The following is a 21,056-nucleotide window of genomic DNA, read 5'->3' on the forward strand; positions in this document are numbered from 1 at the left end:
GTGGTGCAATCGGAGGCAGAGGCGCGAGAGGAGGCGGAAGCGGAGGACGGAGTGGCATCAGCTGTGGGCACGGGGCCATCCTGCCGCAGCGGGCCGGTGTTCCCGGCGGGCAGGGACGAGATCGCCGGAGGGCGGCCGCGAGGCTGTGCCGGACGTCACCCTTCCCCGCGTCGTGGGTACCCGCCAGTATCGTGGACAGGCCTTCGTGGCCGTCATACAGCCGCCGAGCCGAGGGAGCCGCCCGATGTCCGACTTCGTACCCGGACTTGAAGGAGTCGTCGCGTTCGAGACGGAGATCGCCGAACCCGACAAGGAAGGCGGCTCGCTCCGTTACCGCGGCGTCGACATCGAAGACCTCGTCGGACACGTGTCGTTCGGCAACGTCTGGGGTCTGCTGGTCGACGGGGCGTTCAACCCCGGCCTGCCGCCCGCCGAGCCCTTCCCGATCCCGGTGCACTCCGGCGACATCCGCGTCGACGTCCAGTCCGCGCTCGCCATGCTGGCCCCGGTCTGGGGTCTGAAACCGCTGCTCGACATCGACGAGGAGACCGCGCGCAACGACCTGGCGCGGGCGGCCGTGATGGCCCTGTCGTACGTGGCGCAGTCGGCCCGTGGCCAGGGCCTGCCGATGGTCCCGCAGAGCGAGATCGACAAGGCGGAGTCCGTGGTCGAGCGGTTCATGATCCGCTGGCGCGGGGAGCCGGACCCGAAGCACGTGAAGGCCGTCGACGCCTACTGGACGTCGGCCGCCGAACACGGCATGAACGCCTCGACGTTCACCGCCCGCGTCATCGCGTCCACGGGCGCCGACGTCTCGGCGGCGCTCTCCGGCGCGGTGGGCGCCATGTCGGGCCCCCTGCACGGCGGCGCCCCGTCCCGGGTCCTCGGCATGATCGAGGAGATCGAGCGGACCGGCGACGCCACGGCGTACGTGAAGCAGGCGCTGGACAAGGGCGAGCGCCTGATGGGCTTCGGTCACCGCGTGTACCGCGCCGAGGACCCGCGCGCCCGCGTGCTGCGCCGCACGGCGCGGGAGCTGGCCGCCCCGCGCTTCGAGGTGGCGGAGGCCCTGGAGAAGGCCGCCCTGGAGGAGCTCCACGCCCGCCGCCCGGACCGTGTCCTGGCGACGAACGTCGAGTTCTGGGCGGCGATCGTGCTGGACTTCGCCGAGGTCCCGGCGCACATGTTCACGTCGATGTTCAGCTGCGCCCGCACCGCGGGCTGGTCGGCGCACATCCTGGAGCAGAAGCGGACCGGCCGCCTGGTGCGCCCCTCGGCGACGTACGTCGGCCCGGGCACGCGCGATCCCCGCTCGATCCCGGGGTACGACCAGCTCGCGGACCTGGGGAACTGACGGGAGAGGTGAGGCGGCGAGGGGTGCCACGGCCGTGGCACCCCTCGCCGCCCATTCAACGCCCGCCGGGCTGGGCTTACTTGTGGATACGCGTCACGTTGTGGCTGTTGACGTTGACCTCGTTGCGGACGTCCCCGACGTGGAAGTCGATCAGTCCGCAGAGCAGGCAGCCCGGGTTGTCGGCCGGGGGAGACGGGGCCTGGGACACGGTGACGGTGGTGGTGCCGTTCGAAGCATCGCAACTGTCGTCGCCGTTGTAGGCGGCGGTGATGGTGTGTGTTCCGGTGGTCGTGAAGCCGGTGGTCAGTGTCGACTGTCCGTCGGGGGAGACGGGTGCGGTCGCCAGGAGTTCCGAGCCGTCGAAGAACGACACGCCCAGGCCGCCGCTCGGGTCGGAGCCGCAGGACACCGTCGCGTCGAGGGTCACCAGCTGCCCGGTCACCGCCGAGGAGGGCGTGGCCTGGACCGTGGTCGACGACGGATCGGCGGCTGCGGCGGACGGAGCGAGGGACAGCACCGTGGCCGCCGCTACGGCGATCACGAGTCCGACTTTGCGCGCGAGACACGTTTTCACTGAGGGGGCCTCCCGGTCTGATCGTCAGGCGGGGTTCGCCTGACGGTTCGGAGCGTGACCCTAGGTCGCTTTTGACGGCATGTGCGGTAGGCGCGGGTGCCGGCGAACCCACCCGAGTCATGAGCCCGCTCGAATGGGCTGGAGCAAGCCGGTGGCGCGGGCCGCTGGTGCCGATGCCGAAGGCTAGATCGCCGGAGGCGCGACGCGCTGGTAGGCGAGCGAGTTGCTGGTGCCGCCCGACGTCGTGACGCTCACCAGCACCGAACCCGCCGGACCCGCCGGGGCGATCGCGACCGCGGTCGTGTCCGACACCACGGTGAAGGCCGCCGGTGCGGTGCCGAAGCGGACCGCGAATGTCGTGGTCAGCCCGGTGCCTGTCAGGGTCACGGCAGCGCCGGCACCGGTCGGCCCCTGCGCGGGCGACAGCGCGGTGAGCGCGGGCGCCGCCAGATAGGTGTAGGTCACGGCATTGCTGGTACCGCCGGGACCGGTGACGGTGCACGCGGCGGAGCCGGTGCCGGGCGGGGTGACGGCGGTGATCTGGGTGGCGGAGTTGACCGTGTAGGAGGCCGCCGGGGTGCTGCCGAAGGTGACGGCGGTGGTCCCGGTCAGGCCGGTGCCCGTGAGGACCACGCTGGTCCCGCCCGACGTCGGGCCCACGGCAGGCGAGACGGAAAGCAGCGAGGGCGCGTTGACGTAGTAGAAGAACACCGGCCCCGAGGTGCCGCCGACGGTGGTCGCGGTGACCGCCGCCGCGCCGGTGCCGGCCGGGGTGACAGCGGTGATCTGGGTGGCGGAGTTGACGGTGTAGGAGGCCGCCGGGGTGCTGCCGAAGGTGACGGCGGTGGTCCCGGTCAGGCCGGTGCCCGTGAGGACCACGCTGGTCCCGCCCGACGTCGGGCCCTGGTTCGGCGCGATCGCGCTGAGGGCCGGCGTGGGCACGTAGGTGTAGGCGATCGTGTTGCTGAGCCCGGCGGGTGTACGCACGGTGACGTTCACCGTGCCGGTTCCGGGCGGGACCGTCGCCGTGATCGTCGACGGGGTGCTGACCGTGTACGACAGGGCGGCTGCGGATCCGAACAGGACGGCGATCGCGCCGGTGAACTGGCTTCCGGTCAGGGTCACGGGATTGGTGCCCGCCGCCGGACCCGTGTTGGGTGCGACCGAGGTGAGGACGGGAGGGGCCACGGTGACTCCAGGAGTGTGGTCGGCCCGGCTGGGCCGCGAGCTGGGGGCACGGAAGGGGTGCGGGGGGCGTACGCGAACCGCACCGCTTCCGCTGGGCACGGGCCGGTGGACAGCAGCGCACCGGGGCCGCGTGCGGCTGTGTGTCCGAGATACCGTCAGATGCCGGGACCGGACAGGTAGGTGAAACCGCCGGTGGCCGTGGCGCTACCGCCCTCGGTGGTCACGACGACGTCCACGGAACCTGCGGCGCCGGGCGGCGTGACAGCCACCAGCGTGGCGCTGTTCAGCACTGCGAAGGACGCGTTGACGCCATCGAAGGTGACGGCCGTGGTGGACGCCAGGCCGGTGCCGTTGACGGTCACCGAGGTGCCGCCGGACGCCGGCCCCGAGGCGGGTGTGAGCGAGACCAGTGTCGGCGCGTCGACATAGGCGTAGGTGAGCGGAGCGGTCGTGCCACCGGTAGTGGTGACGGTGACGTCGACGGAACCGCTGGAGCTGCCGGCCGGAACGACCACCGACAGCTGGCTGTCGGAGACGACCGTCGGCGTCGCGCTGTTGGAGCCGAAGGACACGGTGGTGGCCGTGGAGAGGCCGTAGCCGTTGATGGTGACCGTGTTGCCGCCCGCGGTGGGACCGGAGCCCGGGCCGATGGACACCGCGATCGGCGGGCTGATGTAGAAGAAGGAGAGCGAGTTGCTCGTCCCTCCCGCCGTCGTCACGTTCACATCGACGACGCCGCAGCCCGCGGGGTCGATGACGGTGATCGAGGTCGGGGTGTTCGCGGTGATCGTGGCCGTCCGGGACCCGAAGTGGACGGCGGTGGCACCGGACAGGTTCACGCCTGTGATGGTGACGGTTGTTCCGCCGCTGGTGGAGCCTTGGTTGGGGCTGATAGGCATGAGGGGTTCCTCTCACTCGGACGCCTTCTCCGAGCAGCGACTGGGTGTTCCGTTCCGCGGACGTCCCGAACCGGGCCGGGCCGACACGTTCGGCCGTCGGCAGATGGGATGCGCGGACGCTCGTTCGGACGAGGTGGGCTCAGCCCGGGAGCGAGGCTTTCCACGAGGCCCCGATGGACCATCACCCATGGGTGCAGACATCCGAATTGACCCATCGGAGTGATCCCCGCGCCAAGGGAATTGACGTGATACCAGTCCTTTGGCGGAGCGCTCCGGGCGTGCGGCGGCGCGTTCCGGTGGTACACGGGTCACCTGCCGACCGATGAAGGGATCGCCGGCCCCCGAACGCCGCTTACGACAGGCTATTGATCATTCGCTTTGCCACCCAGCCGTCGGCCCCGGCTCTCGGCCACGCGACGTACGTCGTGGAGGGACTCGGCCAGGCGGCACGCGAGATAGTGCACCTGGGCACTCGTCGCCCGCCGGTCGGCCAGCAGGTCCGCCGCGTGGCCCAGCAGCTCACCGGCCATGGACAACTGCGCCGCCTCGACCCGGTCCGCCATCCGGGACACCTTGCCCGGCCCGTCCCCGAGGAGATAGCAGGGATCGCCGCTCGCCGTCGTCCACGGGAGCAGCCGCGCACTTCCGGAACTCGTCCTCACGCCGCGGCACCCCGTCCGTGCGTGGGTGCCATGTACGGGCGGTTGCTCATGGGTTCCTGCCTTCCTCGGATCTTCGCGAACAGGAGCGGGGTGGCTACGCTCCGTTCCCAGCCCTCCACAGCGTGCGGCTGCTTGTCGCTACGCTGCCAGGGGTTCGCGCCTGACAGCGGGCCTGTCAACCCCGGGAGTCGGTCGCATGGCGTCGCACCACAGACCACGTACGGCACGAGCGAAGTACGGTGAGGAGCTGCGGCTCAGGCGCACCACGGCGGGCCTGACCCAGGAGGCGCTGAGCGAGCAGATCGTGTGCTCGCCGACGCTCATCAGCCACTTCGAGGCGGGCCGCCGCCTGCCGAATCCGGACGACGCCCAGCGGATCGACCGGGCGCTGGACACGGACGGCTTCTTCGCGCGGTGGCTGGAGGATCTGGACACCAAGTTCGTCGACCACTTCGCGGCGGTCGCCGAGCTGGAGCGACAGGCCACGGAGATCCGGCAGTTCGCCCCCGCCCTCGTCCCTGGACTCCTCCAGACCGAGGGCTACGCCCGTGCACTGTTCAGCGCCTACAAGCCGAACCACCAGCCTGCGGAACTTGACAGGGCCGTTGTCATCCGAACGGAGCGTGCCCAGATCCTTGACGGCCCGTTCAAGCCCGTCGTCTGGACCGTCCTCGACGAAGCCGTACTCCGACGCCAGGTCGGCGGGCCTCGGGTCATGGCAGAGCAACTCGGCAAGATTGCCGACATGGCCGAGTCCGGTCGCCTTCGGTTGCACGTGCTGCCTTTCGGAGCAGGCGCATACGCACTCCAGGAAGGGCTGCTCACCCTTATGAGCTTCCAGGACTCCGCCCCCGTGGCCTACGTCGAAGGCTTCCTCTCCGGAAACCTTCTCGACGATCCATCTCTGGTGAGTGCCAGTCAGACCGCCTACGCTCTTTCGCTGAGTGACGCGATGTCGCGCCGGGAATCATTGACCGCCGTCCGGGCGGCAGCGGAGGAACACGCCAATGGCCAGCACTGAGCACACAGTCTCCGACGCCTCCACCCTCAAGGGGTGGACCAAGTCCAGCTACAGCGGCGGCAGTCAAGGCGAATGCCTCGAAATCGCCCGCGGCCACGACGCCGTCCCCGTCCGGGACAGCAAGGTCGCCCACGGTCCGGCCGTGGTGATGTCCGTGGCGAGTTGGTCGGCCTTCGTCGAAGCCGTCAGGTACGACTCCTTCGGAGCGTGACCACTCTTTCCGCCCTCCTGGACCCGTCGCGCGGCCGGCTCGCCCCCGACGCTCGGGGCTCGCGTCCCGATCTCCGAGACCGGGAACGGCCGGTTCACCCTTGAGGGTGTAGGGGATCAAGGCCCCACCCGAAGCCCGGGCTTCGGGATCCGAGGGACAAGATGCGGGCGCCGGGATTCGAGCCCCGGAACGACCCCGACGCGGTGTCAGCAGCACCGGCCGGGGTCTCACCGCAAGATCGCAAGAGCGAGGACGATCTTGCCGGGCCAGTTCCCCGCGTGCGCCGCCGACTTCATCCTCCTGCCGCCGCGCGAGCGCTGCATCGCCGACTTTGTCGACCACCTTCCCGACGGCGCCTCGATGGACGTGAAGTGCCTGGCCAAGCAGTTGCCGCTCTACGGCCAGCCGGCGGTCGGCTCGGCCCTGAGGACGCTGTCCGTCGCCGGGTATCTGCGTCGCGTGCGCTGCCTGGTCGGTGAGGGCGATCAGGTCCGCCGGGTCTACCGGACGTTCTGGTCCCGCACCGCCCGCGACAACGAGTGGTGGGGCTCCCGCCTCGTCCCGGAGCGGCGAGAGCCCGGGTGCCCGCCGAGGCACCGGCCCCCGTGGCTGAACCGCCCGCAGCGTCTGACCCGGGGAGTGATGACCGACTACCTGACGGACGCCCTCACCTCAGGGCTGCCCACCAGGGTCGGGTCGCCCGTCGGGCTGGTCCGCCGTCGCCTCGCAGACAAGATGCCGCCGTACGTCCCCGAGGCGGCAGCACCTCCCACACCGGGCGAGACTGTCCGCCGCGCGATGATGGAGTGCACCAAGTGCGGCGTGCCCGGTCGCCCGGAGGCTCTCCCCGACGGCCTCTGCGGGGCCTGTGCCAGGCCCGGTCCGCCGGCACCCGTGGACCTCCCGGCGGGCGGCATGGAGGAGACCGAGGTCCGCGCCCAGGCGGGCCACGTCCGGGAGTTGCTCCGTCCCGCTGAGCGGGCCTCGCGCGGAACCCGTCCCGGCGCTTCCAGGGGTCCCTCACCGGGCCTTTCGCCCCTCGGGGCCCGCTGTTCTGATGCCCGCCGTGGGGCGGTACTGCGTCCTGCGGTCTATTCCTTCGGGGTCCGCCATCCGATGACGGTGGGCAGGCTGACTCCCAGGTTGAGGTCACAGAACCCGGTTTTCGCCCAGTCCTGTGCCCTCGCCGCGCTCTTGTGGAGCGTCTGCTGGGCCGGGCCGGTCAGCTGGCCGTGGTGATCGATGTCGATCGACGCGAACAGGCCGTCGGCGAAGTCCGGAGTCGGCACTGGCTGGGCGTCGAGGGTGAACCAACGGACAGTGCCCCCCATGTTGAGCACCCACCGGGGGTCGTCCCAGGCTGCCCCGAAGACCAACGACCGCGACCCCGGAGCCGTCAGGATGTTCTTCAGCACCCCGGCGTGGTCGGCGGCCGCCCGGCCCCAGACCCGCACGGCCGGACGGACCTCCTCCTTGAGCCGGTCGAGCAGATCGCCCAGCCACTTCGAAGCCGACGCCCCGCCCGGGTCCATCGCCTGGCCGGCCTCCGGGCCCGGCACGGCCTCCCGGGACGCGGGTGCTTCGGTCTGCGCCGACGTGGTGACACCCCTCGTCTCGGCACCCGGCCGCGGTGACACCGCGCCCGTCGAACGGGGCGCGTCGAGAAACGCGAGGAGCCCGGGCCCAGGGGACTGTGCGGACGCCGCCCCGGTCATGTCGGCTGGGCTCTTCTGCGGCGCCGAAACGGCGTACCCGTCACGCCCCGCCTTGGCGTCAGGAGTACCGGCATACGTCGGCGGCTCCGCCGTCCGACCGGTGTCGGTGCCCTTGGTCCGCGCGTCCGTACGCGCGTCGCCTGGACGAACGTCCAGCCCAGCCGGCTCCGCGTTCAGAGCACCACGGAACTCACTCCCCGGACCAGGCACAACCCCGTCCGAACCCTCCCGCGAGTGGCCCGCTTCCGAGCGCTCCGTGTCCGCGTCACGCCGCACCCCGGGAGCAGGAACATTGGGGGTCTGTGCCGTGGTGCCGGGCGGCGAGTCGACCTGTATGGCCGCCGTAGCACCCTTGTACCACCGTGTTAGAGCCTTTTTGAGCTCACTGATGTGTGCCCGGTCGGGCGACGCTGAGGTCCTGGCCTCGGCCAGCGCCCGCTCCAGGCCCCACCGCATGGCATCGCTCGTGTCGGCCCTCCCCACGTACGGATACTGCTGATAGGCGGAATCAGACGGATACGACGACTGACTGCCCAGGGACCGCGTCCCGCCCGTGTGAAGGCCCCATGCCGCGAACTGCGCGTCGACCTCGTCCTGGTACATCATCGGTTGCGCCGACGACGATCCGGCCATCGGCGGTACCTCGGCAGGTCCACGGGAGTGCGCAGGAGAACGTCCGATCGGCGTACCCGTAAGGCGCCTTACCTCTGCCTGAACTTGCGGGTCATCGGCTGCAGCGCGATACCAGTCCTTTCCATGCTCGTCTGCGCCCGCATACATGTAGAGCACCGCCGCATACTGTTTCGCAATATTGGATTGTCTCGGGATCCTGCCCTCTTCGTAACGGAGGATGCTTTGATCCGAGACGCCCGCCAGGCTGCCGAAGTATTTCGCCGTCTTGTTCCTGCTGTTACGGATACGTCTCCGGATCGCAGGGTCCGGCAGTATGCGGCTCAGGTCCTCGGCAACACCGACGTACGACGTCTCGGGGGCGCGAGCGTTCGACCACGAGAGGAAGCGACGCACCTCCTCCTGAACCTCCGGGTCATCGGCTGCAGCGCGATACCAATCCTCTCCATGCCGGGATGCCTCAGCGTTGACATAGAGTACAGCCGCATACTTTTTCGCAGAATCAGCAGACGGCTTTGTGCCGGACTCCCACCTGGAAACATAGGAAAGGGGAACTCCTACAAAATCTGCCACATACTGCTTGGATTTTTCTGCTCGTTCGCGGATGCTTTTTCGGACGCCGTGCTGACCTGGCAGTATCCCCAGCGGTTCCCGAGCAGTTCGCACCGTCTCGGCAGGGGAAGGGTGCTCCATAGGGAGAAGGTGTCCCACGGCCTCTTGGACCCGCGCGTCACGAGCCGCACTGACGTACCATTCCTCCTGGTGCCGTGACGCGTCCGCAAAAACGTAAAGTACTGCCAGATATTTCGTCTCGATATCTGCATGACGCGGCAGGATGTCAGTCGTTTCCCAGGTGTGCAGGGAAGAATGTGCGACGCCGACGAGATCTGCCACATATTTTTGGGATTTGCGTGTTTGTTCGCGGATGCTTCTCCGGACTGCGAAAGGCGGGAATACTGACAGCGCTGTGCGCTGTGCGTGGGCAGGTTCACCACTCGATGCATGGACGCGTGGCATCTGGAGCAGCAGGTGTCGCTGGTGGAGAAAAAGGATGTCGTGGCGGGAAAGTGAAGCGATTCCGTGTGTGGTGCGGAGGTGCTCAAAGACCCGGCCGTAGGTGGCGTTCCGGTCCTGGGCGGCTATGCCCAGAGTCCCGTCCACCACCGATTCCGGCAGTTGCGGCAGGCCGCTGCGCTCGAACGAGAACGCCTGCGGGAGAGGCCCGTGCCAAGTGTGGTTGACCAGGTCACCCAGGACCTGTGCTGCCTGGGGCGAGACATACGCGGGAAGGCGCGTGTCCACGTCGAACGGCGTGGGCCGGTGGCTGGGGCCGACGGCCGTGCCGGGAGCGCTTGGCTGTATTTCCGTCTGGGGGTGCTGCTGGGTTGCCGGGCTGGAGCCGGCATGCGCGGCGAGGGCGCGCCGGCCCGTTCCGGGCAGTGCAAGCCCGGGGAAGGGAGTGGTGTGGCGGCTGGGACCGGGGACGGGTGAGCCGCCGAACAAAGATGACGATGACTGGAACCGGTCCTGCCGGGATGGTGCGCCACCGGGCAGGCCGAGGGGCTTTCCCTGGTGGGCGATCCGGCCGGCGGTCTTCCATGCCAGCCCGGTCGGCCGGGTCCGGTCCGGGCCGTCTGCCTCGCGCAGATACTCGGCCGCTTCCTCGAGGCCGATGCTCAGGCCGGGCCGGTTCAGCCGGGACAAATGTCCATTGACCGCGCGCCGGAACTCACTGACCGGACCGGGAGACAGGTGGGGGCCTGCGAACCGGTCGTCATCGCGCGCGGCATCGCCGGTCAGCATCCCGCCGGCCGCGTCCTCGATGCGCGCCCGCAGTGTCTCGCGCAGCCCGTTGACCATGCCGTCATCGGTGTTCGCCATGCCGACGAATGGCGCGTGGCCCTGTTGCGGCCCGCGCGTGCGCCCGGCCTCGCCGCTCAGGGCCGTGTAGTGGCGGATCAGGTCCTGGTACGGGCGTGCGTCCACGGGGCGGGTGGCGTAGTAGTGGGTTGCCCTGCCCTCGGGGTGTTTGGCCAGGACGAGCACGTTCGTACTGGTCGCTGAGGGCATGGCGGTCCGCCGGCCGTCGGAATAGTCGACGATGCCGAAGTCGAGGGCGTGGCCCTCGGCGGCAAGCAGCACATGGATGACCTGTGGCAGGACGTCACCGAACTCGCCGTCCCACTGCTTGCGTCGGCCGAGCTTCGCGACGACGTGCCGGTGCAGGCGCGAGCCGGGCAGCAGGGCGGCTTCGCCTTCGGTGCCGTTGTCGAAGAAGAACCCGACGTGTTCCCAGACCTCCGGGCGGGCGAAGGCGGCGGCCACCGCGCTCCGAAGTTCCCCTACGGGGTCGGTACTGGTGTGCCGAGGGAACGCGGGGGCGACGTCGGCGAGCTGCTGCGGGGTGTAGGCGTAGTGGACGGTGACCAGGAGCGCGGACAGGAAACAGTCACCGTCGTCGGGTACCGATACCGGGGTCCGCTGCAGGGACTCCAACAGCTCGGCCTGCTCGGGGGTGACGGGGTAAGCCGCCGTGTGCTGGGCCGTGGTGTCCATCACCGCCTTCGGCCATGCCGTGTCCGGGGCGGCCTGAGGCACCGGCTCTGCATCAGAGGTGACCGCAGAGGCTCGCGGTGCTTGTGGCGAGAGGTGCCCGACGCCGGTGGGGGCGGTGTTCCCGAACGTGGAAGCCTGGCTCCGCCCGTCCGTGGCCACCTGGGTGTGCGGAGCCGATGACACGCTCACGGCCGAGGCCGTCCGGTTGCCGGCGGGCCGGGTCGTGCGGCCCCGGCGCTGAAGGGCGTGTACCGCCGCTGCCAGTACATCAGCACGGATTCCGTCCTGGTCCCGGAAACGGGGTCCGAACGGTGCGCTCGTCGGGTACGGGCCCGGGGCCGGCCGTTCCTCGATCTGCGGGGACTCCCGCGGTGCCGTGTCCTGCGTGTGCGCGTCCGTGCCGGCGGTCGCCTGCCGGCTACGCGGCCCCACGGGTGCCTTCCGGCCCGTGGCGTCCGAGCGCGTGTTCCGCGCGCGCTGACCGGCCGAGGTGCCGGCCGCTGCGACGTCACGGGGCGGCTCCTCCCGCAGCGCGTCGGGTTCAGCTGACGTCGTCTTGCTCGTGCCGGCGGTCGCCTGCCGGCTCCGGGGTCCCGCGGGTGCCTTCCGGCCCGGTGTCGGTCCGGTCGTCCCGATCGCGTCCGGGTGTGTGCCGGGCACTCGGTCCCGCTGCCCGCCGGCAGGGGCGTCGGCAGAGGGCCACGAGGCGAGGGCCGCTTCGAGGCGCTCGACCTTGTCCTCTGAAGCGCCCGCGTGTCGCGCATCTGCGAGGGCCAGTTCCAGGCCCCGCCGCATCGGCTCATCCGTATGGGCGGTGAAGACAGTCGTGGAAAAGTCGCGAGACATGCCGAGATAGATGCGTCCACGGGGATCAACGTAGACGATTTTGCCCATATCGATCTGGGAAGGATCGTTGGTCAACTGCACCACAGTGTTCGTCATGTGCCGGTCGACCATGTATTCGAGAAGCTCCACCTGCCCGTGAACCGAGTTCGGCGCTCCACCGAGCACAAAATACTGAAGGTTCTCCAGTTGACCCGGCTGGATCCTGTGCGGAGCGAACATCTCGGCCAGCTGCGTGAAGACGTCCTCGGGGGTCTCGGTGGCCGGCGGCCAGTGGTACACGGCGTTGTACCGGCGGCCCGCATAGGTCCCTGTCAGCCCCACCGCCAGACACGGCTCCAACCCGCTCGTGCCGATGTAGTCGTCGACGACCAGGCGGCCTTCGTTCATTTCGACGTCGTGGTCGTCGCGAATTCTCCGCGCAATATCTTCGTACGCGCGGACATGGACGCCGCTACGGGATGTCATGCGTGGCAGAAGTTGGCCCAGCAAATCCCGGTAGAAATCATGAACCGTGGCTCCTCCTGTGGCACGACCACCACTCAGCCGGACCACCAGGTCATGCAATTGCTCCCCGGTTCCCTGCCAGTCGGCCCTGCCTTGCACGAGGTCTCGGATGACATCGAGAGAAGGAGGCGGTGCCTCGATGTCCAAGTGTTCGGACACGTGATCGACCGCTTCGCGTAGCGTCAGAGGCCGACCGCTACCGCCGACAATTCTGATACCACTCGGGGAAGTCGCTCCGGACTGGAGCAGGTCGGCCAGGGCCGATGCCCGATCATCGAGACGTAGACTTGCAGCATATGGAGACAACCGGCCATGCGCATGCGCGATCGATTGCGGAGTGACGGCGAGCCGGACTCCGCGATTTCTGAGCAGGTTCGCCACTGCAGGAACCAGGTAATGGACTTTTGCCTCATCCAGTGGAATCCGGTCGAATCCGCTCGCCGCTCCTGCGGGTATCGGCCCCCCGAGGTCCCGGTAAGTATTCATCAGTAGCTGGAACTGCGCATCAGGGTACTGGCGACCGAAAACCATCGACGCCCCGAATTCCGCCACGAATTCATGCGGATTTTCCTCGGCGTACAGACTGACGCCTGAAATCGCCGAGACCTCCTGGGGTACGCGCAGGTCGGCGTGATAGAGGTCGATGTACTTGTTCTGGTTGAATTGATAGTGCCAGAAATGAATCAGTTCGTGAACGACTGCAGCGACTCCCCTTTCTTCCATGACGTCATCGAACGCATAGGGAACCTCTTCATTCGGCGCACTCAGTGGACGCAACTCCGACGAGACGACGATGTTGTTGGGTGCGCTGAATTCCGCCAGCCCGTCGAACGCCTGTCCGCCCTCGTGACTCTCTTCCGTAACGTGCAGTACAGGGCCTGCCACTCCCCGAGTCGCGGTGACATTTATGCCTCGCGTGTAAAGAGGCAGATAGAACTGAACCGTCTCCCGGAGGTCCGGGAACCCGCTGGCCGCCATGATCGCCATGGCTCGGCGTACCGCACCCATGCGAAGCTGCACTGTGCGGTCGTCCGGATCGTAGATAAACGTCACACGGGTGCGTCCCACGGTTTCCTCGACACGAAGCAGGTCGGCCTGCGCGGAATTACCGTCCTCGTTGCTCCCCATGTCATGTCGCAGCAGATAGTTTTCGATCTCGGGGTATTTCCCCCAGAGCCCGGGTGTCATGAGCGTTCGCACGTGATGATCCGACAGTCCCGGATCCACCGTCACGCCGGAGTCATCCTGGTTGCGCCTCAGGGATTCCTGGAGGGTCGCAAGGCTGATAGCCAAGTACGCCTGTACAGCCGCACGGGACAAGGTTCCGTCAGGATTGCGTGGGTATTGAGTGGAAAGCCACTGCGGAGGAGTACCGGACTGCCTGGCGAGATGTGCGGTCAACGCGGGATCACGGAGTGGCTGCGTGGGGAGGACCGCAGGCTGCATTCCGGGATAACCGTGCACGAATCCCGCGTTGGCGATGCCTCCCTGAACAGCCGGGTACATGCCCTGCCCCGGATATCCGTGGACGGAATGCACGGGAGGAATCCAAGCACCACCTCCTCCGTATGGAACAGCGGTACGACCCGTGCGGTTGGGAACGCCGTACTGATGACTGCCGGCGCCGTCGACAAGTGCCCGGCCGGAGGCGGATTCCGTGTGCTCGGGGAGGGCGTCGGCGACGACTCGGGCGCTGCTGTCCACGACGACCGCGCGCGTTTCGACCGGTGCCATGACCGGGGGGACCGCGGTGAGTCGGTGGCCGTCCCTGGCGGTGAGGTCGATCCAGACAACCTCGGTCCGGGGAGCCTCTCCCTGGCTGCCGCCGCTGCCGGCAGCGGGGGGAAGGGCGTAGGCGGCGAAGGCGTGTCCCTTACCGGAGAGGCGTCGGGCAAGGACGAATGCGGCGGCGCCTGGACCTGTCCTGGCGAGAGCCTCTGCTACGTGGTCGAAGGAAGCGACGCTCTGCCAGCCCGGGCCGAGTGCTAGCGGGCCTTCCTGGGTGCGACCGTCCAGGACAGCGTCATCGACCGTGCGAGCCGGTGCGACTCCCTGCGGGAAGAGGTTGTCCCGCAGGGAGTGCAACAGGACAAGACACTCCTGTTCGGACATCTCGTGGGGGGACTGGACCGCTGAGCCCGACATCTCCTGGTCGCCCCTGGCGTCGTGGCGAGCCGCCACGACATCGCTGACCGCCTGCCGCAGACCCGGCCGGTCCCGGACCCGGGGTCCGCGTGGTTCCAGCCTCCGCCCCAGCGGGCCGGACTCGTCCGTTTCCCGGACCGTCTGCTCGTTCGCGATGCCGGCCGTCCCGAGATCTCCGGCGGTGTGGAGCAGGGCCGCCTCCGGTGGCGGGGGCTGCCGCTCAGCGACGACCGCGCGTGCCTGGGTCAGCAGCTCGTCGAGGAGGTCCTGGTAGCTCCTCTTGAACTCCTCCCGGGTTGCCTGGACCAACCCCTCCTTCTCCGGGCCGACGACCCCCATGCCGTCCAGCCGCTGTGAGATCCACTCGTCCACCGGCAAGCACGTCTTCTGGTATTGACCGGGCGGTGTGGGGGGCATGTCATTCCCGTCTTCAGGCATACGAGTGTGCCCTCAGGCTATTGGATACTTGACACGAGAAGTATTTGGCCAGCCCAGCCGGCCAGTGAGACGCTGCGACGAGCCGCCGGCTCCGAACCCCCGGCACCCGGGCCACGCCCCGCTCGCCCCGGCGAAACGCGCGGCAGAGTCCCCTCAGCCCAGTGCCTCGTCCAGCAGCCGCGCCCACTGGGCGACCACTCTCTCCCGCCGGGCCCTGTCGTCCGTCAGCACGTTGGCGAGGCCCAGGCCGCGGGCCATGTCGAGGAGGCCCTGGACCGTCTCGCGGACGCCGGGGCGCTCCTCGTCGGCGCCGAGGAGTGCGACGGCGATGCGGTGGGTCTCGCGGCCCACCCGCGCCTCCAGTTCGGTGACGCGGGGCCGGAGCTGGTCCTCGTTGGAGGCCGCGACCCAGAGCTGGAGCGCCGCGCGGAAAAGTGGCCCCGTGTAGAGGTCGACGAGTGCGGCGATCACCGCCGCGCGGCCCTGGACGGGAAGGGCGCGCAGTGCGGCGGAACGTTCTTCGGCGACGTACTCGACGGCGCCGGTGAACAGGTCCTCGCGGGTCGGGAAGTGGTGCTGGGCGGCGCCCCGCGATACCCCGGCGTGCTCGGCGACGACGGTGACCGTGGAGCCTGCCCAGCCGTGTTCGGCGAGGCAGGCCACCGCTGACGCCAGGAGTCGCTGCCGGGTGGCGCGGCTCCGGTCCTGCTTAGGGGTCGTCACAGCACCCATGCGGGATCCCGTCGTTCCAGGAAGGCCGTCATCCCCTCCCGTGCCTCGTCGGAGGCGAAGAGCGCGGCCGAGCGGGCGATGAGGTCTTCGGCGTGACTGTCGAAACTCCGCAGCACACTAGCCGTGACCAGCTCCTTCGATGCCGCCAGCCCCTGCGGGGAGGCCCTGCGGAGCCCGTCCAGTACCGGTACGAGCGCCTTGTCCACGTCCTCGGCCGCGATGCTCACCAGGCCGATCCGGGCGGCTTCCGCCCCGTCGAACCGCTCCCCGGTGAGGTAGTAGCGGGAGGCCGCCCGCGGGTCGAGGCGCGGCAGCAGGGGCAGGGAGATCACGGCGGGGGCGAGGCCCAGCCGTGACTCGGTGAGGGCGAAGGTGGCGTCCGGTCCGGCCGCGGAGATGTCGCACGCACCGAGGAGGCCGAGGCCGCCGGCCCTGACGTGGCCGGTGACCCTGGCCACGACGGGCTTGGGCAGCGCCACGATCGCCCGCATCAGACCGACGAAGGCCGCCGGTTCGGGGGGTGCGGTCAGGTCGGCGCCCGCGCAGAACGTGTTGCCGGTGTGCGTGAGGACGACGGCCCGCACCGCGTCGTCGTCCGCGCATCCCGCCAGGGCCTCGGACAGCTCGCCGACCAGGCGCGCGGAGAGCGCGTTGCGGTTGGCCGGCGAGTCGAGGGTGAGCGTGGTGACGCCACGGTCGTGGACCACGGGTGCCAGGGTCATCGCTGCTTCTCCCGGTCGCGCAGCTCGCGCCGCAGGATCTTGCCGGACACCGCGCGGGGCACGGCCTCGATGAACTCCACCTGTCTGACCTTCTTGTACGGGGAGACCCGCTCGGCGACGTAGGCGATGACGTCGTCCTCGGTGAGGCCTCCCGCCACGGGCTGCCGCACCAGGAAGGCCTTGGGGACCTCGTTGCCGTCGGCGTCGTAGACCCCGATGACGGCGGCGTCGGCTATCCCGGCGTGGGTCAGCAGGAGCGCCTCCAGGTCGGCGGGTGCCACCTGGTAGCCCTTGTACTTGATGAGTTCCTTGACCCGGTCGACGACGTACAGCCAGCCGTTCGCGTCGACCCGGCCGACGTCCCCGGTGTGCAGCCAGCCCTCGGTGTCGATCATGGCGTCGGTCGCGTCGGGGCGGCCGAGGTACCCCTTCATCACCTGGGGCCCCCGGATGAGGATCTCGCCGTCGGTGCCGGACCCGACGTCGGTGCCGGGGTCGGTCAGCGAGACGATCCGCATCTCCGTGCCGGGCAGCAGCTTCCCGACGGCTCCGGGCGGCGGGTTCTCCGCGTCGAGGGGCACGACGTGGGTGCCGGGCGAGAGTTCCGTCATGCCGTACGCCTGGCGTACGGCGGGCAGGCCGAGCCGCGACGAGCAGGCCGCCGCGAGTTCGGCGTCCAGCGGGGCGGCCGCGCTGACGATGTACTCCAGCGACGACAGGTCGTAGTCGCCCACCAGCGGGTGCTTCGCGAGGGCCAGCACGATGGGCGGTGCGACGTACAGGCCGGTGATCCGGTGCTCCTGGATCGTCTCCAGGAACTGCGCGAGGTCGAAGCGGGGCAGGACGACGACCGTGGCGCCGTAGCGCAGCGGCCCGTTCATGAGGGCGGTCAGCCCGTAGATGTGGAAGAAGGGGAGCACGGCCAGGATGCGGTCGCGCTGCCCGAGGGGGACGAAGGGCCGCAGTTGCTCCAGGTTGGTGGCGATGGAGCGGTGCGTGAGCATGACGCCCTTGGGCGTGCCGGTGGTCCCCGAGGAGTACGGGAGTACGGCGATGTCCTCCGCCGGGTCGAACGCGATGGCGGGTTCGGGCGCCGTGGAGCCGAGCATCTCCAGGACGGACGTGTGCCCCTCGGCCTGGTCGCAGACGTAGATCTGTTCGATGCCCCCGGCGATCTCCGCCGCCCGGCGGGCGACGTCCAGGAGTGGGGAGACGGTGACGATCCAGCGCGCGGCCGAGTCCTGGAGCTGTTTCGCGAACTCCTCGGGTGTGGCGAGCGGGTGGATGGTGGTGACGGTGGCGCCCGCCCTCGTCGCCCCGTAGAAGACGGGTGGGTAGGCGATCGTGTTGGGGCTGTGCAGGGCGAGCACATCGCCCTTGCGCAGCCCGGCCGCGGCGAGGTACGCCGCGATCCGCCGGTGGAAGGTGTCGAGCTGGGCGTACGTCACGCTCATCCCGTTGGTGCCGTCGATCAGGGCGGGCGTGTCACCGAAGTCCGCGGCGTTCCCGAGGACTGCTTCGTGGATGGGTCTTTCGAGGGGCTGGACGTCTGCGTACTCGCTGTGGAACACCATGGCGGTCCCCTTCGACGCGGGTGGAGAGCCAGAATCGCCCCTGCGGGGGCGGATGGGGAGACCCGGGAGCGACCGGAATCACCGGTACGGCCTCAGTACGACTTCGGCAGGCCCAGGGTCTGGTGGGAGACGTAGTTGAGGATCATTTCCCGGCTGACGGGGGCGATACGGGAGACGCGGGCCGCGGTGATCAGGGAGGCGAGCCCGTACTCGCGGGTGAGGCCGTTGCCGCCGAGGGTGTGGACGGCCTGGTCGACGGCCCTGACGCAGGCTTCGGCGGCGGCGTACTTCGCCATGTTGGCGGCCTCGCCCGCTCCGATGTCGTCGCCGTCGTCGACGAGCTTCGCGGCCTTCTGCATCATGAGCCGGGCGAGCTCCAGCTCGATGTGCGCCTGGGCGAGCGGGTGGGCGATGGCCTGGTGGGCGCCGATGGGCGCGCCCTTCCAGACGGTGCGGGTCCTGGCGTAGTCCACGGCGCGTTCGAGGGCGTAACGGCCCATGCCGATGGCGAAGGCGGCGCCCATGATGCGCTCCGGGTTGAGCCCGGCGAAGAGCTGGAGCAGCCCCGTGTCCGCCTCCTCGCCGACGAGCGCGTCGGCGGGCAGCCGCACGTCGTCGAGGACCAGCTCGAACTGCTTCTCCGCCGCCTGGAGTTCCATGTCGATGCGGGTGCGCGTGAAGCCGGGGGCGTCCTGGGGGACGATGAAGAGGCAGGGCTTGAGCTTGCCCGACCTGGCGTCCTCGGTGCGTCCGACGACGAGCGTCGCGTCGGAGATGTCGACGCCGGATATGAAGACCTTGCGGCCGCTGAGGATCCAGCCTCCCCCACCGTCGCCGTCGCGGCGGGCGGTGGTGGTGATGCGGTGCGAGTTGGAGCCCGCGTCGGGCTCGGTGATGCCGAACGACATGGTCAGGCTGCCGTCGGAGAGGCCGGGCAGCCAGGTCCGCTTCTGGGCCTCGGTGCCGAAGCGGGCGATGACGGTGCCGCAGATCGCCGGCGAGACGACCAGCATGAGCAGGGGGCTGCCGGCCGCGCCCAGCTCCTCCAGGACGATGGAGAGTTCGGCCATGCCGCCGCCCCCGCCGCCGTACTCCTCGGGGAGGTTGACGCCGAGGTAGCCGAGCTTGCCCGCCTCGTCCCACAGTTCACGGGGGTGCTCGCCCTTGCGGGCGAGGGCGGTGGTGTAGTCGCGGCCGAACCGTCTGCCGAGGGCGGCGACGGCGGCGCGGAGGTCCTTGTGCTCCTGGGTTTCGAGGACGGTGCTCATGGGGTCGTCTCCTCCTGGTGCGCGGATGCGTGCGCTGCTGCGTGCGCCGATGCCTGCTCGGGTGCCTGCTCGGGTGCGTCCTGTACGACGGCGAGCAGGGCACCGACCTCGACCTGGAGGCCGGGGGCGGCGTGGAGCGCGGTGAGGGTGCCGGAGGCGGGGGCGAGGATGCGGTGCTCCATCTTCATCGCCTCCAGCCAGATCAGCGGCTGCCCGGCTTCGACGGCCGCGCCCGGGGCGAGCCCGTCGGCGAGGCGTACGACGGTGCCGGGCATGGGAGCGAGCAGGGAGCCGGGTTCGGTGCGTTCGGCGGGGTCGGTGAAGCGGGGCAGGGCGGTGAAGGTGTACGCGCCGGACGCCGTGTCCACGTAGGTGCGGGGTCCGTGCGCGGTGACGGTGAAGCGCCTTGTCACGCCGCCGGTTTCGAGGACGACCAGGCCGGGGCCGGCGGTGACGGCCCGCTCCCCCGACTCGGGGAGCGGGGTGCCGTCGCGTCCGGTGCGGTAGGCGATCTCGTACTCGGTGCCGTCGGGCTCGGCGCGGTAGCGCTTGGTCTGCGGCGAGGAGGCGAGGTTGCGCCAGGCCCCGAAGCGGGCGGGACCCGATGCGTCCCGCCCGGCCCGGGCACCCGCCGCCGATGCGAGGGCGGCGGCCGTGGCGGCGAGGCGCCGGTCCGCCGGGTCGCCGGGGCCGGTGAGCTCGGCGAAGTGCCGGTCGTAGAAGCCGGTGTCGAGGCGCCCGGCGGTGAAGTCCGGATGGCGCAGGGAGCGTACGAGCAGTTCCCGGTTGGTGACCGGGCCGTGGAGGCGGGCGCGTTCGAGGGTGCGGGCCAGGAGGCGGAGGGCCTCGGCGCGGGTGGGGGCGTGGGCGATGACCTTGGCGAGCATGGGGTCGTAGTGCACCCCGATGGTGTCGCCTCCGGTGTATCCGGTGTCGAGGCGGATGCCGGGCTCGTCCGGCACGTCGAGTGTGAGCAGCGCTCCGGTCTGCGGCTGCCAGTCACGGGCCGGGTCCTCGGCGTAGAGGCGGGCCTCGACGGCGTGCCCGGACGGTTCCGGGGGCGCCTCGGACGGCAGTGGCTCTCCCTCCGCGACGCGCAGTTGCAGGGCGACGAGATCAAGGCCGAACACGGCTTCGGTGACGGGGTGTTCGACCTGGAGCCGGGTGTTCATCTCCAGGAAGTACGGGCGCCCGTCGGCCGACACGAGGAACTCGACGGTCCCCGCGCCCCGGTAGCCGACCGCCTGCGCCGCGGCGACCGCGGCGTCGTGCAGCCGTCCGCGCAGCGTCTCGTCGAGGCCCGGCGCGGGGGCCTCCTCGATGACCTTCTGGTGCCGGCGCTGGAGGGAGCAGTCGCGGGTGCCGAGCGCCCACACGGTGCCCTGTCCGTCCGCCATGACCTGGACCTCGACGTGCCGGCCGCCCTCGACGTACGGCTCGGCGAAGACCTCGCCGTCCCCGAAGGCCCCGGCCGCCTCCGCCGATGCGGCGGTCAACTCGGCTTCCAGAGCACCCAGTTCCCGCACGACGCGCATCCCCCTGCCGCCGCCGCCCGCCGCCGCCTTGAGCAGCAGGGGCAGGTCGGCCACGGTGGCGGCGCCGGGGTCGACGGGGGCCAGGAGGGGCACGCCGGCGGCCGCCATCAGCTCCTTGGCACGCGTCTTGGAGGCCATCAGCTCGATGGCCTTCGGCGGGGGTCCCACCCAGACGAGACCCGCGTCCTGGACGGCCTGCGCGAACCCGGCGTTCTCCGAGAGGAAGCCGTACCCCGGGTGCACGGCGTCGGCCCCCGCGGCCAGTGCGGCGGCGACGACGAGGTCACCACGCAGATACGTGTCGCCGGGTGCGGCGCCCGGCAGGCGTACGGCGGTGTCGGCCTCCCGCACGTGCAGGGCCCCCGCGTCCGCGTCCGAGTACACGGCGACGGTCGCGATGCCCAGCTCGCGGCAGGTGCGGAAGATCCGGCAGGCGATCTCGCCCCGGTTGGCGACAAGCAGTGCGGTGATCATCCGATTCC

At 70.0% G+C, this 21,056-nt stretch carries 13 protein-coding genes and 1 pseudogene; 4 read left to right on the forward strand and 10 right to left on the reverse strand.

The annotated features are described in order from the left end of the window. The first annotated feature begins 244 nt into the window (after nucleotides 1-244). The gene (locus tag OG206_RS14080; RefSeq protein ID WP_147963938.1) at nucleotides 245-1,354 is read left to right on the forward strand and encodes a citrate synthase 2; all 1,110 of its coding nucleotides are present in this window, start codon (nucleotides 245-247) and stop codon (nucleotides 1,352-1,354) included. A 76-nt stretch (nucleotides 1,355-1,430) separates the two neighbouring features. On the opposite strand, the gene OG206_RS14085 is transcribed toward OG206_RS14080, so the two are convergent. From OG206_RS14085 to OG206_RS14100, 4 genes are all read right to left on the reverse strand, one after another. Beyond that, nucleotides 1,431-1,895, reverse strand: a complete 465-nt coding sequence (locus OG206_RS14085; RefSeq protein WP_327115904.1) for an Ig-like domain-containing protein — start codon at nucleotides 1,893-1,895, stop codon at nucleotides 1,431-1,433. 216 nt (nucleotides 1,896-2,111) lie between these two features. Continuing rightward, nucleotides 2,112-3,116 carry an IPT/TIG domain-containing protein gene (locus tag OG206_RS14090; protein ID WP_327115907.1) on the reverse strand — a complete coding sequence of 335 codons (1,005 nt, stop codon included), beginning with the start codon at nucleotides 3,114-3,116 and terminating at the stop codon, nucleotides 2,112-2,114. Nucleotides 3,117-3,271: 155 nt separating this feature from the next. Next, complete coding sequence (locus tag OG206_RS14095) at nucleotides 3,272-4,015, reverse strand: IPT/TIG domain-containing protein (RefSeq protein ID WP_327115909.1); 744 nt, start codon at nucleotides 4,013-4,015, stop codon at nucleotides 3,272-3,274. A gap of 362 nt (nucleotides 4,016-4,377) precedes the next feature. Further along, nucleotides 4,378-4,677 (reverse strand): hypothetical protein, encoded by a 300-nt coding sequence (locus tag OG206_RS14100; RefSeq protein ID WP_327115911.1) that lies wholly within the window; start codon nucleotides 4,675-4,677, stop codon nucleotides 4,378-4,380. A gap of 196 nt (nucleotides 4,678-4,873) precedes the next feature. Between OG206_RS14100 and OG206_RS14105 the strand changes: the two genes are divergently transcribed. The 3 genes and pseudogenes from OG206_RS14105 to OG206_RS14115 all read left to right on the forward strand — a co-directional run. Further along, a complete protein-coding gene (locus OG206_RS14105) occupies nucleotides 4,874-5,698 on the forward strand; it encodes a helix-turn-helix domain-containing protein (RefSeq protein ID WP_327115913.1) in 825 nt (274 codons plus the stop codon). Then, a complete protein-coding gene (locus OG206_RS14110; protein ID WP_327115914.1) occupies nucleotides 5,685-5,909 on the forward strand; it encodes a DUF397 domain-containing protein in 225 nt (74 codons plus the stop codon). Before OG206_RS14105 ends, OG206_RS14110 begins: the two co-directional genes overlap by 14 nt. 237 nt (nucleotides 5,910-6,146) lie before the next feature. Then, nucleotides 6,147-6,884, forward strand: a pseudogene (locus tag OG206_RS14115) (MarR family transcriptional regulator); the annotation flags it as partial. Nucleotides 6,885-7,000: 116 nt separating this feature from the next. Here OG206_RS14115 and OG206_RS14120 read toward each other — a convergent pair. The 6 genes from OG206_RS14120 to OG206_RS14145 all read right to left on the reverse strand — a co-directional run bounded on the left by OG206_RS14120 (nucleotide 7,001) and on the right by OG206_RS14145 (nucleotide 21,048). After that, a complete protein-coding gene (locus OG206_RS14120; RefSeq protein WP_327122269.1) occupies nucleotides 7,001-14,677 on the reverse strand; it encodes a helix-turn-helix domain-containing protein in 7,677 nt (2,558 codons plus the stop codon). A gap of 219 nt (nucleotides 14,678-14,896) precedes the next feature. Next, nucleotides 14,897-15,475 carry a TetR/AcrR family transcriptional regulator gene (locus OG206_RS14125; RefSeq protein WP_327115916.1) on the reverse strand — a complete coding sequence of 193 codons (579 nt, stop codon included), beginning with the start codon at nucleotides 15,473-15,475 and terminating at the stop codon, nucleotides 14,897-14,899. After that, complete coding sequence (locus OG206_RS14130; protein WP_327115918.1) at nucleotides 15,463-16,197, reverse strand: enoyl-CoA hydratase family protein; 735 nt, start codon at nucleotides 16,195-16,197, stop codon at nucleotides 15,463-15,465. The genes OG206_RS14125 and OG206_RS14130 overlap by 13 nt, the downstream gene beginning before the upstream one ends. Further along, a complete protein-coding gene (locus OG206_RS14135; RefSeq protein ID WP_327115920.1) occupies nucleotides 16,194-17,771 on the reverse strand; it encodes a 4-coumarate--CoA ligase family protein in 1,578 nt (525 codons plus the stop codon). The genes OG206_RS14130 and OG206_RS14135 overlap by 4 nt, the downstream gene beginning before the upstream one ends. 92 nt (nucleotides 17,772-17,863) lie before the next feature. Beyond that, nucleotides 17,864-19,039 (reverse strand): acyl-CoA dehydrogenase family protein, encoded by a 1,176-nt coding sequence (locus OG206_RS14140; protein ID WP_327115922.1) that lies wholly within the window; start codon nucleotides 19,037-19,039, stop codon nucleotides 17,864-17,866. Next, nucleotides 19,036-21,048, reverse strand: a complete 2,013-nt coding sequence (locus OG206_RS14145) for an acetyl/propionyl/methylcrotonyl-CoA carboxylase subunit alpha (RefSeq protein WP_327115924.1) — start codon at nucleotides 21,046-21,048, stop codon at nucleotides 19,036-19,038. The genes OG206_RS14140 and OG206_RS14145 overlap by 4 nt, the downstream gene beginning before the upstream one ends. Nucleotides 21,049-21,056: the final 8 nt, after the last annotated feature.

Origin of the sequence: Streptomyces sp. NBC_01341 (assembly GCF_035946055.1) — a bacterium.
Classification (GTDB): Bacteria; Actinomycetota; Actinomycetes; order Streptomycetales; family Streptomycetaceae; genus Streptomyces.